The sequence below is a fragment of the Nitrospirillum amazonense genome, assembly GCF_007828045.1.
Lineage (GTDB): Bacteria > Pseudomonadota > Alphaproteobacteria > Azospirillales > Azospirillaceae > Nitrospirillum > Nitrospirillum amazonense_C.
On record NZ_VITN01000019.1, the window covers coordinates 35,816 to 48,559 of the forward strand.

11 protein-coding genes are annotated in these 12,744 nt (G+C 67.4%); 4 read left to right on the forward strand and 7 right to left on the reverse strand.

Going from position 1 to position 12,744, the window contains the following annotated elements; all coding sequences use genetic code 11:
* Positions 1–63: 63 nt before the first annotated feature.
* On the reverse strand, positions 64–765 hold the full coding sequence (locus tag FBZ89_RS23420) for a TetR/AcrR family transcriptional regulator (protein ID WP_186457526.1): 702 nt from the start codon (positions 763–765) through the stop codon (positions 64–66).
* A 213-nt stretch (positions 766–978) separates the two neighbouring features.
* Here FBZ89_RS23420 and FBZ89_RS23425 point away from each other — a divergent pair, with 213 nt between their 5' ends.
* From FBZ89_RS23425 to FBZ89_RS23440, 4 genes are all read left to right on the forward strand, one after another.
* Positions 979–1,761 (forward strand): alpha/beta fold hydrolase, encoded by a 783-nt coding sequence (locus FBZ89_RS23425; protein ID WP_186457527.1) that lies wholly within the window; start codon positions 979–981, stop codon positions 1,759–1,761.
* A 78-nt stretch (positions 1,762–1,839) separates the two neighbouring features.
* Positions 1,840–4,041 (forward strand): TonB-dependent receptor, encoded by a 2,202-nt coding sequence (locus FBZ89_RS23430; RefSeq protein WP_145752669.1) that lies wholly within the window; start codon positions 1,840–1,842, stop codon positions 4,039–4,041.
* A gap of 86 nt (positions 4,042–4,127) precedes the next feature.
* Complete coding sequence (locus FBZ89_RS23435; protein WP_145752670.1) at positions 4,128–5,438, forward strand: spinster family MFS transporter; 1,311 nt, start codon at positions 4,128–4,130, stop codon at positions 5,436–5,438.
* A gap of 59 nt (positions 5,439–5,497) precedes the next feature.
* On the forward strand, positions 5,498–5,746 hold the full coding sequence (locus FBZ89_RS23440) for an AbrB/MazE/SpoVT family DNA-binding domain-containing protein (protein WP_145752672.1): 249 nt from the start codon (positions 5,498–5,500) through the stop codon (positions 5,744–5,746).
* 53 nt (positions 5,747–5,799) lie between these two features.
* On the opposite strand, the gene FBZ89_RS23445 is transcribed toward FBZ89_RS23440, so the two are convergent.
* From FBZ89_RS23445 to FBZ89_RS23470, 6 genes are all read right to left on the reverse strand, one after another.
* On the reverse strand, positions 5,800–7,263 hold the full coding sequence (locus tag FBZ89_RS23445; protein ID WP_145752674.1) for an APC family permease: 1,464 nt from the start codon (positions 7,261–7,263) through the stop codon (positions 5,800–5,802).
* A gap of 130 nt (positions 7,264–7,393) precedes the next feature.
* The gene (locus tag FBZ89_RS23450) at positions 7,394–8,074 is read right to left on the reverse strand and encodes a GntR family transcriptional regulator (protein ID WP_145752675.1); all 681 of its coding nucleotides are present in this window, start codon (positions 8,072–8,074) and stop codon (positions 7,394–7,396) included.
* A gap of 43 nt (positions 8,075–8,117) precedes the next feature.
* A complete protein-coding gene (gene hutH / locus FBZ89_RS23455) occupies positions 8,118–9,635 on the reverse strand; it encodes a histidine ammonia-lyase (RefSeq protein WP_145752677.1) in 1,518 nt (505 codons plus the stop codon).
* 45 nt (positions 9,636–9,680) lie between these two features.
* Positions 9,681–10,490, reverse strand: coding sequence for an N-formylglutamate deformylase (gene hutG, locus FBZ89_RS23460; protein ID WP_145752679.1), 810 nt, complete (start codon positions 10,488–10,490; stop codon positions 9,681–9,683).
* A gap of 490 nt (positions 10,491–10,980) precedes the next feature.
* Entirely contained in the window at positions 10,981–11,334 is a 354-nt protein-coding gene (locus FBZ89_RS23465; RefSeq protein ID WP_145752681.1) for a hypothetical protein, read from the reverse strand.
* 19 nt (positions 11,335–11,353) lie between these two features.
* Positions 11,354–12,709 (reverse strand): pentapeptide repeat-containing protein, encoded by a 1,356-nt coding sequence (locus FBZ89_RS23470; protein ID WP_145752683.1) that lies wholly within the window; start codon positions 12,707–12,709, stop codon positions 11,354–11,356.
* Positions 12,710–12,744: the final 35 nt, after the last annotated feature.

Here is a 12,744-nt window from a genome sequence, read left to right on the forward strand (position 1 = left end):
GGGCGCCCCGCTCCCTCGTCGTTCCGGTTCAGAAATGATCCAGGCAACTTAAGGCTTGGTCAATTAGGGCTTCAGGCCCCGGGCGATGAAGTCGGCCGCCTCCGCCGCGACCTCCGCCGCCGGGCGGTCGTCGCCCCAGACGGCGTAGCGCTGGCCGATGAAGACACTGACGCCGATCAAGGCCCAGGCCCGCACCTCCACGTCGCCCTCGCGTATCTCCCCCCGTTTCTTGGCCGACTCCAAATTATTGATATAGCCGTCGGCGAACACCTGATAGTAGCGCCGGTAGGCATCCTCGGCAACGAACTGCGCCTCCATCACGATGCGGTAGAGGTTGCGGTGGGCGCGCACGAACTCGATGAACGCCTCCAGGCCCAGGCGTTCCGCCGTCAGCCGGTCGGGCGCGTGGGCCACCCGCTCCGCGATCCAGCGGCGGGTCAGTGCGCCCATGTCCTCCACCAGCGCGCGGAACAGCGATTCCTTGCTGTCGAAGTAGGTGTAGAAGGTGCCCAGGGCCACGGCGGCGCGCTGGGTGATGCCACTGACCGACGCCTCGTGGAAGCCGCGCTCACCGAATTCCAGGGCGGCGGCGTCCAGCAGCTTGCGCAGGGTGCGCTTGCCCCGCTCGGTCCGCGGCGTCTTGTCGGCGGCCGCTTCCCCGGGCGCCGCCCCGGTCTCAGGCCCCTCGCCCACGCCGCCCCGCGTCATGGCATCGGTTTCGCCATCGCCGGCGGCCCGCTTCGCCGCCTCGGGTGAACGCGCCATGCCCCAACCTCCCTCTCTCGCTTTCTCAAACTTGAACGTTGACTCAACTTTCATCTTACGGCAAGCATGACGGCGGGAGGATGATCCGCCGACGCTACCGTCGGTGGATACCACGAAGCGCGGAAAACACCGATGCACGAACTGGGGCGACAGGCCGGGGCCCGGCCACGCGGGGAAGACTCATGCCCGCTGATACCCGCTGACGGCGGCCTGATGGCCTATCGTCTGGCCGGCAAGGGCCGCCCTTTGGTGCTGCTGCACGGCTGGGCCACCCACGGCGGCTTCTTCGCCCCGCAGTTCGCCGACTTGGCCGCGTCGTTCCAGGTGCTGGCGCCCGACCTGCCCGGCCATGGCGCCACCCCAGCCCCCCACCCGACGGTGCGGCACCAGGCGGATGCGCTGCGTGCGCTGCTGAACGCCCTGGACCTGCGGGGCGCCATGCTGGTCGGCTGGTCCATGGGGGCCATGGTGGCATGGCGCGCTCTGCTGGATGGTGCCGGGGAGCGGGTGGCCGGCCTGGTGGTGGTGGATATGAGCCCGCGCCTGGGCAACGACACCGGCTGGCCCTGGGGCCTGCGGGGGGCCGTCCAGGCGCGTGGGCCCCAAGCCGCCCGCTTGCTGGCCACCGACTGGGCCGCGTTCGCGCCCCGCATCGCCCGGCGCATCTTCGCCGCCGGCAGCCCGCACAACACCGACCTGCGCCGCTGGGTGGAGGGAGAGGTCGCACGGTGCGATGCCGAAGCCATGGCCGTCCTATGGCTGGATCTGCTGGCCCAGGATTTCCGGACCGACCTGGGCCGGCTGGACCTACCCACGCTGATCCTGCGCGGGGGCTTGAGCCAACTCTATCCCGCCGGCACGGCCGACTGGCTGGCGACAGCCCTGCCCCAGGCGCGGCAGGTGACCTTCGCCGCCTCCGGCCACGCGCCGCACCTGGAGGAGCCGGAACGCTTCAACGAGATCATCACCGGTTTCGCCACCGGCCTGCCGCCCTGAGGGGTTTGGCAGGGAATGGCGATCAACAGGCGAAAGAACGGGCCCATGAACAGGGCCATGGACGGGAGGACACAGGGAATGAGCAAGGCTGCACGCTGGTTGTTGGGCGTCTCGGTCGCGGGTCTGGTGCTGGGGGATGCGGCGTGGGCGCAACAGGCCGCCGACCCCGCCACCGACAGCGACGTGCTGCAAGAGGTGGTGGTGACGGCCCGCCGCCGGGCGGAGAACTTGAAGGATGTGCCGGTGGCGGTCACCGCCATTTCCGCCGACCAGTTGCAGGCCCAGGGCTCGGTCAACCTGACCGACCTGGAATACAAGTCGCCCAACACCACGGTGCAGGTGGCGCGCGGTTCCAACTCCACCCTCATCGCCTTCATCCGCGGCGTGGGCCAGCAGGACCCGCTGTGGGGTTTCGAGCCCGGCGTGGGCCTGTACGTCGACGATGTCTACATCGCCCGCCCCCAAGGGGCCGTGCTGGACATCTACGACGTCAGCCGCATCGAGGTGCTGCGCGGACCACAGGGCACGCTGTATGGCCGCAACACCATCGGCGGCGCCATCAAGTACGTGACCCGCGACATGACCGATCAGCCCACCGCCAATGCGCGGGTGGAGATCGGCAGCTATAACGAGCACAACGTCATCCTGTCCGGCAGCACGCCGCTCAGCGAGAAGTTCGCCATCGGCGGCGCCGTGGCCATCTACCGCCACGACGGCTATGGCCACAACCTCTACACCGGCGCCGATCAGTACAATAAGGACGTGGTGGCCGGCCGCATCAGCGCGGAATTCAAGCCCACCGAGAAATTCACCATCAAGGTGGCGGCCGACCAGACCAACGACATGTCCAACGCCAAGAGCGGCCACCGCGAAACGGCGACACCGGCTGGCGCCGCTCCCCTGCCCGACGATTACGACACCATGGCCGGTGTGGGCGACCACAACTTCGTGACCAACCGCGGCATGTCGCTGACGGCCGAATGGCAGCTGTCGGACCAGTGGCTGCTGAAGGCCATCAGCGCCTATCGCGACGGCTACACCCAGACCAACATCGACTTCGACAATCTGCCCCAGCCCTATCTGGACGTGCCCGCCTGGTACAAGGACCACCAGTTCAGCCAGGAGGTTCAGGCCGTTTACACCGGCGAACGACTGCAGGGCGTGGCCGGCATCTATTACATGGACGCGACCGCCGCTGGCGCCTTCGACACGGATGTGCAGAACCTGGGTCTCAGCATCTTGACCTCCGGCTCGGTCAAGACCAAGAGCATCGCCGGCTTCACCGACCTCAGCTACGACATCACCGATGACCTGAAGGTCTCGCTGGGCGGCCGCTACACCAACGACGACAAGACCGGCAGCGTCTATCGCGCCTATTACCTGGGCATCCGCAGCCCCATGTTCGGTGGCAGGCAGCAGGCGCCCTTCTCCATCCGCACCAACTACACCAACGATCGCAGCTTCGGCGAATTCACGCCGCGCGCCAGCGTCAGCTACAAGCTGACGCCGGACGTGACGGGCTATGTCTCCTATTCCAAGGGCTTCAAGTCCGGCGGCTTCGACATGCGCGGCGACGCCGTGCTGACCCCCGACACGGTCAAGGGCTATAACCCCGAGACGGTCAACAGCTATGAGGTGGGCCTGAAGGGGGACTATCTGGACCGGCGCCTGACCCTGAACCTGGCCGGCTTCTACGCCGACTACAGCGGCCAGCAGGTGACGACCCAGGTGCCCACCGCCACCGGCATCGCCAGCTTCGTCGATAACGCCGGCGCCAGCCATATCTACGGCCTGGAGTTCGAAGCCGTGGCCAAGCTCACCCGCCAGCTGACCGCCCAGGCCAATGTCGGCTACACCCTGGCGCAGTTCGACAAGTTCCTGTCCTACGACCTGACCAGCAGGCAGTACGTGGACGTGGCCAACACCCGGGGCTTCCAGAACACGCCCAAATGGACCACCGGTTTCACCCTGTCCTACCTGCTGCCCTTCGATGACAAGAGCACCCTGAATTCCTCGGCCAGCGTGTCCTATCGCAGCTTCACCCAGTTGTACGATACCGCCAGCATCCTGGACCAGCCGGGCTACACCTTGCTGGACCTCAACTTCATCTGGACCTCCGCCGACGACCATTGGCAGGTGGGCCTGCATGCCAAGAACCTGACGGACGAACGGTACCGCGTGGGCGGCTATCCCTTCGGCGGTGCCACCTACGCCAATTCCTTCGCGGCCTATTACGGCCCGCCGCGCACCATCACCGGCACCATCGGCCTGCATTTCTGATAACGGTCCGTTCGGGCCCCAAGCGGGCGGATCCAGATCAGCGGTTCCGCCCGCTTCCCCATGCTAGAGATCAGCCAGGTTCACCCATGAGCGAGCGCACGATGACCGAGACCGCCCCACCTCCGCCACAGGTTCTGAGCCCGACCCTGGTGCGGCCGGGATATCGCGTCCTGGTGATGGCGGCGCTGTTCGTCGTCTACACCCTGAACTTCGTGGACCGGCAGATCCTCAGCATCCTGGCCGTGCCCATCAAGACGGAACTGGGACTGACCGATACGCAGCTGGGCTGGCTGGGCGGGCCGGCCTTCGCCCTGTTCTACACCTTCCTCGCCATCCCCATCGCCCGCCTGGCCGACCGCATGAGCCGGGTGCGCATCATGGCGGTGTCGCTGGCGCTGTGGAGCGGCTTCACCGCGCTGACCGGCCAGGTGGGCCTGTTCTGGCAACTGTTCCTGTGCCGCATGGGCGTGGGCGTGGGGGAGGCCGGCGGCGTGGCCCCCGCCTATTCCCTGATCAGCGACTATTTCCCCAAGCACCAGCGGGCCCGCGCCCTGGCCGTCTATTCCTTCGGCATTCCCTTCGGCAGCGCCCTGGGCATCCTGCTGGGCGGCTACATCGCCACGGCCGTGAACTGGCGCCTGGCCTTCACCGTCTGCGGCATCGCCGGCCTGGTCATGACGCCCATCTTCCTGATCTGCGTGCGCGAGCCGGCGCGCGGCGCGTTCGATGCCGTGAAGAACGCGGCCGCGCCGGTGCCGCTGCGGGCCGTGCTGTCCATCCTGGGCACCAAGCCGTCGTTCTGGCTGTTGTCGGCCGGTGCCGCCTCCTGCTCCGTCCTGGGGTATGGGCTAGCGTTCTGGATGCCGGCCTTCCTGGCACGCGTGCATGGCATGGCGCTGAAGGACGTCTCGCTGTTGCTGGGCGTCGGTAGCCTGGTGGCCGGCACGCTGGGCATCTGGGCCGGCGGCGCCCTGGCCGACCGGCTGGGCGGCGCGAGGAAGGCCGCCTACCCGCTGGTGCCGGCCGCGGCCTTCCTGGTGGCGGTGCCGCTCTACGCCCTGGGCTTCCTGGCCCGGGAGCTGTGGCTGGTGGCGGCGCTATGCACCCTGCCCCTGGCTCTGGGGCTGGCCTGGCTGGGCCCCGTTGTCGCCGCCGTACAGCACGTGGTGCCGCCGGCCATGCGGGCCACGGCCTCGGCCATCTTCCTATTCATCAACAATTTGGTGGGCATCGGCTTCGGCATCTTCTTCTTCGGCCGCCTGTCCGACTTCCTGGCCCCCCGCTTCGGCGCGGAGGCCCTGCGCTATTCCATGCTGATCGGCCTGGGCTTCTACCTGCTGAGCGCCCTGTTCTTCATCCTTTCCAGCCGCCGCCTGGAACGGGATTGGGAGGGGTGAGCGTTGAAGCCAGGCCATTTACCCTTTACGGTAGAGGCTTGGTATCCGGGAGAGTTGAAATGGCGTCGGAATTGATTGTGACGTCCGAAGGCCAAGTAGTCTTGCCAGATGAAGTCCTGGCTCATCTGGGTGTGCGCGGACCAGTCACATTGGTCGTCGATTTGCTGCCGGAGGGCCGTATTCAGCTTCATGCGAAGCGTGGGCTGTCAATCACCGACCTGTTCGGTTCTCTGCGGCGGCCAGGTCAGCGGACGATCTCCATTGATGAGATAAACGAGGCGACAGCAGCGGGTTGGGCCGGGCAATAGGAAAAGGGGGCGGGAACGCTGCCGAACCCGCCCTTATCCTGTCCGCCGGCTGATCACTCCGCCAGTTGCGCCTCACGCTGGCGGGCGGAGTTGCGCATGCCGTAGAGGAAGTAGATGGCCAGGCCCAGCAGGCTCCACGCGCCGAAGCGGATCCAGTTGCTGAGGCCCAGCGAGATCATCAGCGCCACGCAGATCACGGCGCCGGTGACGGCCACCACCGGCAGGTAGGGCACGCGAAAGGGGCGCGGGCGGTGCGGGTCGCGCACGCGCAGCACCAGGGTGGCGACGCAGACCAGGGCGAAGGCCATGAGCGTGCCCAGGGACACCAGGTCGCCCAGCACGTCCAGGGGGGCGATACCGCCGATGATGGCGGCCACCAGCGTCACCCACAGCGTCGCCTGCCAGGGCACATGGTGTTCCGGGTTGACCGAGGCGAATGACGGCGGCATCAGGCCGTCGCGCGCCATGGCGTAGAAGATGCGGATCTGGCCGTAGTTGCAGATGAGGATGGCGGAGCCCAGGCCCAGGATGGCGGCCAGGTTGATGATCATGCCCAGCCAGGCCAGGGACGGGCCGGCGTTCTTGATGGCGATGAAGATGGCCTCGGGCGCGTCCAGCATGGTGTAGGGCGCCAGGCCGGTCATGATCAGGCCCACCACCACATACAGCGTCACGCAGACGGCCAGGCCGCCCAGGATGCCGCGCGGCACCGTGCGCTGGGGCGACCGCGCCTCCTGCGCCGCGGTGGAGACCGCGTCAAAGCCGATATAGGCGAAGAACAGGGTGCCGGCGGCGCGGAACACCCCGGACCAGCCGAAGGTGCCGTCGCCCGTGTTCTCGGGAATGAAGGGATGCCAGTTGGCGGTATCGACGTAGAAGATGCCCACCACCGCGAACAGCACCATGGCGCCCACCTTGATGGCCACGGAGATGTTGTTGAAGCGCGCGGTTTCCTTGATGCCCAGGCTGAGGATCACGCCGCACAGGGCGATGATGAACACGGCCGGCCCGTTGATGAAGGCGCCGGTCCATTCAAAGCCCTTCTCATCCGAGTAGGACAAGGGGGCCGATGCCAGGTTGGTGGGCAGGTGCACCCCCCATTGCCCGAGGAAGGCGTTGAGATAGCCGGAAAAGCCCACGGCCACGGCCGACCCGCTGATCATATATTCCAGCACCAGGTTCCAGCCGACCAGCCAGGCCACGATTTCACCCAGCGTGGCATAGGTGTAGCTGTAGGCGCTGCCCGCGACGGGGATGACGGTGGCCAGTTCGGCGAAGCACAGCCCGGCGAACAGGCAGGCCAGCGCGGCGAAGGCGAAGGAGAGGGCGACCGCCGGCCCCGCATGGGTGGCGGCCTGCGATCCGGTCATGACGAAGATGCCGGCCCCCACCGTGCACCCCACGCCCGCCAGGATCAGGTCCAGCGTGCCCAGGCCGCGCGTCAGCTTCGCGACCCCGTGCTTCCCCTCGCCGGCCGCGATGAGCGCATCGACCGGCTTGACCGTCCACAACCCCATACCCGTCCCTTTCCCCGTTCACGCCACCAGGTGGGCCGCACGTCCGGGGCCCTGTCCTATCCGTTATTCCCGTCCTAGCACGTTCCGGCATGCCCCGTCCCAGCCCGGGCCCCGGACGCGATCAAATTTTTCAGTCCACGCCATCCTCTTCCGGCGAGGGGTACTGGCGCAGCACCGCCTCGACGACGAAATTCTGGCCGGTATAGACATGCTCGTACAATAGCTGGGCCGCCTTCTCGCCATCGCCGGCGATCAGGGCGGCCAGCACCGGCTGGCTGCCGGCCCGGTAGGCCGCCGCGCCTTCGGACTGGGGGATGCCCATGAACAGGGGGCGCTGCCCGCGCTCGTACAGGTTCCGCAGGATCTGGTGCAGGCGTGGGTTGCCCGACGCCTCGGCGATGGTCTCGTGGAAATCCTGGTCGGCCTCCAGGATCTTGCGGTGCTGGTCGGGGTCGTCCGGTTCCACCGTTATGGTGGTGGCGCGCACCAGCCGGCGGACATGCGCCGTGGTCAGCCGCCCCGCCGCCAACCGCCCGGCCATGGGCTCCAACGCCAGGCGGATCTGGAAGCAGTGCATGATATCTTCGGGCGTGATGGGCGCCACGGTGAAGCCGCTGCGCGCCCGCGCCGCCATCAGCCCCTCCTGGCACAGACGGGCCAGCGCCGTGCGCACCGGCGCCTTGCCAAACCCCAGCCGCTCGGCCAGCAAAGCCTCGCTGACCCGCTGCCCCGGCGTCAGGCGGCAGAGCATGATGTCGGCGCGCAGGGCCTGGTAGGCCCGTTCGCTCAGGCGTTCCTCGGTGGTGGTCAAGGCCCGTTCCCCTCCCGCTCATACCGCTTTAATGTCACCCCCCTTACGCGAACTCCAACCCCGCGCCCAGGTCCCCGTTCACCACCAGGGCCTTGGCGGCGGCGATGTCGGGGGCGAAGTAGCGGTCCTGGTCGTAGGCCGGGACCACGGCGCGCAGCTTGGCCCTGGCCGCCTCCAGCGCCTCGGAGGTCTTCAGCGGCCGGTGGAATTCCAGGCCCTGGATGGCGGCCAGCGCCTCGATGCCGACGATGCCGGCGGCGTTGTCGGCCATGTCGATCAGGCGGCGGGCCGCCCAGGTGGCCATGGAGACGTGGTCCTCCTGGTTGGCGGAGGTGGGGATGCTGTCCACCGAGGCCGGATGGGCCAGGCCCTTGTTCTCGCTGGCCAGGGCCGCCGCCGTGACATGGGCGATCATGAAGCCGGAATTGATGCCGCCATCCTTGACCAGGAAGGCCGGCAGGCCGCCGTTGTGGTGCGGATCCACCAGCATGGCGATACGGCGTTCCGACAGGTTGCCGATCTCGGCCAGCGCCAGGGCGATCTGGTCGGCGGCGAAGGCCACCGGCTCGGCATGGAAGTTGCCGCCGGACAGGATGTCGCCGGTGTCGGGGAAGACCAGGGGGTTGTCGGTGACGGCGTTGGCCTCGATCAACAGCGTGCCCGCCGCCATGCGCAACTGGTCCAGGCAGGCGCCCATGACCTGCGGCTGGCAACGCAGGCAATAGGGGTCCTGCACCCGCTCGCAATCCAGGTGGCTGGCGCGCACGGCGCTGCCGTCCAGCAGGCGGCGATAGGCGGCGGCGGTGTCGATCTGGCCCTTTTGCCCGCGCAGCGCGTGGATGCGGGCGTCGAACGGCGTGTCGGACCCACGGGCCGCGTCCACCGACAGGGCGCCGGTGGTCAGCGCCGCCTGGAACACCCGCTCCGCCGCGAACAGCCCATTCAGGGCCAGGGCGGTGGAGACCTGGGTACCGTTCAGCAGGGCCAGGCCTTCCTTGGGGCCCAGCTCCATGGGCTCCAGCCCCGCCCGCTTGATGCCGTCGGTGGCGGGTAGGATCTGGCCGTCCACCCGCACCTCGCCCACGCCCAGCAGCGGCGCCACCAGGTGGGCCAGCGGCGCCAGGTCGCCCGAGGCGCCGACGGAGCCCTTGGACGGGATGCACGGGTAGACACCGTGGTTGGCCAAAGCCACCAGCGCGCGGATGACGCTGCCGCGCACGCCGGAGTAGCCGCGCGCCAGGCTGGAAATCTTCAGCACCAGGATCAGGCGGACGATGGCGTCGTCCAGCAGCGGGCCGGTGCCCACCGCGTGACTCAGCACCAGATTGCGCTGCAGTTGCGACAGCTGGTCGTTGCCGATGCGGGTCTTGGCCAGCAGGCCGAAGCCGGTGTTGATGCCATAGGCCGTGCGGCCGGCGGCCATGACGGCGTCCACCGTGGCGGCGGATTTTTCCGCATTCGCCAGGGTGGCGTCATCCACCACCAGGTGGACGGGGCCCGCCAGGGTGGCGCGCAGGTCAGCCAGGGTCAGGCGGCCGGGGATTAGGGTAAAAGTGTGCATGGCACGGGAACTCCCGAGGAAAAACAATATGCTGTGAGGCTATCTTCAGGCGGCGGTGTAATGCCGGGCAGCGGCGGACAGAAAGGTTTTGATCATGGAACGAAGCACAGGGCGCAGTCGGTGACAGCGCCCGTCATCCAGCGTCGGCACTAGGCCGGGGGCCAGGTGGGTGTCCTGCGACAGCTCCAGCTGCAGGGCGTGGACATGCTCTGCCGGTTGGCCGTAGTGGCGGGTGATGTGCCCGCCCTTGAAGCGGCCGTTTAGAACCGCGCTATAGCCGCTGGCCCGGGCTATCTGGAACACCGCATCGGCGAAAGCTCCGGCGCAGGAAGTGCCAGCGTTGCTGCCCAGGTTCAGGTCGGGCAGCCGGCCGTCGAACAGGCGCGGCACCTCCGCCGCGATGGAGTGCGCGTCCCACAGCAGGGCGTAGCCGTGCCGGGCCTTCAGCCGATCCAACTCTGCCCTCAATTGGGCGTGGTAAGGCTGCCAGTAGGTGGCGACGCGGGCGGCCTTTTCGGCCTCGTCCGGCCCCTGCCCCGGCAGATACAAGGACGTGCCGTCGAACATCACCTCCGGAATCAGGCCGGTGCCGGCCTGGCCGGGATAGAGGCTGGCGTCATCCGCCGGGCGGTTCAGGTCCACGACATAGCGGCTGTAGCCCGCCACCAGGGTAGAGGCACCGAGCTCGGTCGCGAAGTCATACAGCAAATCAACATGCCAGTCGGTGTCGAGCAGGCTGTGGGCCTCAGGCACCAAGCGGGACGATATGTCCCCCGGCACCTGGATGCCAACATGGGGAAAAGAGATCAGCAGCGGCGCCGCCCCTTCCCGAAAGGTGAAGACTGACGGCGTCATTGGACGACCACGGGCAGCTCCAGACCATGGCACCGGCCGCCATCGCCAGTCAGTTCATGAGTCAGTTCATGGCCGGCGGTGACGTGTGGGACGGGGGCGCTCATTTGACATGCCTCTTTCCTGTTTCCCCGGCCAGTGCATATTGCTGAGGGGCGTTTTTGCCCTTTAACAACCGATCTCGATGGCAATGGCGGCAACACAGACGCCATCCTAGCGGCGGGGCGATGGTCCGTAAAGGCCTGCCACGCTATCTGACCTGTCAGTAATCTCACCGGGATAGAGCCTGACAGCCCTGCTTCGCCCTGCCAAAACGCCGAATCTGGCTATATACCCCCTTGTGATGTTCGGCTAATGGGGGTTTTGCAATATGCCAGGATGTTATCGGCCAACTGAAATTTCAGGAATGCCAGCGGAGCGCCCCCTCATCTGCACGAGGGAATTGGTCTGCCGACCGGATGGCGACGCCTGTGCCAAACGGGACGCGCGGTGGTCAGGCCGTCTGATCAGGGGCGGCAGACACCGCCAGCAGGCAGGCCAGGAAGTCAGACGCGTCCTCGGCGTCGGCCAGGAAGTCCGCGCCGATGATCCGCCGCTCCACATCCACCCGTCGCACGATGATGGGGAACAGGGCGACGCCGTTGGTCACCTCGCTATGGATGCTGACGGTCAGGGCCTGAGCCAGGGCAATATCCTCCACCCCGCCGTGCAGCTGCAGGCCGATGCCCTTGGCCGACCAATCGACCAGGCGGGCCTGATGGCGGCCCACCCGCAATGGGTACGCGTCGCCGGACAGACGCTTGGCCTGCCGGCGGTCCATTGCGGAGGGGGGTGTCTCGTCCGTCATGGGCGCCATCCTACCCGGATCAGACGGCCAAGGCTTCAGCGGAAAAATTCTTGGCACCGCGGAAGTCGGCGTTGCGAATGTCGGCCTCGCGCAGATCGGCCATGGTCAGGGTCGCGTCGGTAAGGCTGGCGCCGGCCAGGACGGCGTTACGCAAATTGCTTTGGGTCAGGTCGGCGTCTTCCATGCGGGCCATGGTCAGGTCGGCACCCGCCAGATTTACCCGCACCATGCGTCCCTTGCTGAAATTGGTCGGCCATTCATGGCCGTTGCGCAAATCCATGGGGCAGGCCACGGCGTTGACCAGGTTGGCCTCGTTCAGGGTCGCGCGCTCCAGACAGGCGCCGCGTAGATCGGCGCCGACAAGTTCCGCGCCCCGCAGGTCGGCCATGGACAGGTCGGCCATGGCCAATACCGTGCCGCTGAGGTTGGCGCCCTTCAGCGTCGTCTGTCTGAGGATGGCGGCCGACAGGTTCAGGTTCGACAGGTCCTGCCCGCTGAGATTGGTGGCCGACAGGTCCGCGCGCTTGCCCTTGCCGCCGTTGCTCAATATCCACAGGCGGTGCTGGCGCAGGGTTTCGCCGATGGTGCCCTCAATATCGTCCAGGCGGCGCACTAGGTCGGCACCCGTCAGGTTGGCCATGGACAGGTCGACATCGTCCAGCAGGGCACCCAGCAGACTGGCCTTGGACAGGTTGGTGCTGCGCAGCAGGGCGCGGGTCAGCACCGCGCCATCCAGCTTGGTGCCGCTGAGATTGGCCTCGGATAGGTCCGCCCCCTCAAGGTTGCAGCCGGTGAGGTCGGAACCGCTGAGATCAGCCCTAACGAAAATGGCGCCGCGCAAGTCGGTATCGCGCAGGTCGGTCTGGACGACGAAGGCGTTGGACAGCTTGGCGTAGCTGAGGTCGGCCTTGGTCATGGACGCCTCCGTCAACTCGGCCGAGGGGTTGCCCTGCACGTTGGGCGTCAACTCGCCATTCTTGCTGCGCATCAGGTGGCCGTCGCGCAGGTCGGCCTCCACCATCACGACCCGCCGCATGCTGGCCCCACGGAAGGCGGCGCCGCGCAGATCGGCTCGGGTCAAGTTGGTGCGCTCCAACGTGGCGCGGCGCAGGTCCGCCCCGAACAGGCAGGCGGAGCGCAAATCCGCCTCCGACAGGTCGGCATCGCTAAGCCGCGCGCCGGTCAGGTCGGCGCCGGCCAACATCCGGCCGCGCAATACGGTGTTGGACAGATCACAGAACTTCAGGCTGGCCCGCGCCCCACCCCGTTGCCCCTGGAGGTAGCGCAGATGCAGGGTCAGGGCTTGCTCGATCTCCGCAGCCGAGAGGCGCCGGTAACCGATATCGAGGCTGTCAACGTCGGCCCTGGGGCTCATATGGGTCTCAGGCTTTAAGGTTCGTCATCGCGGGA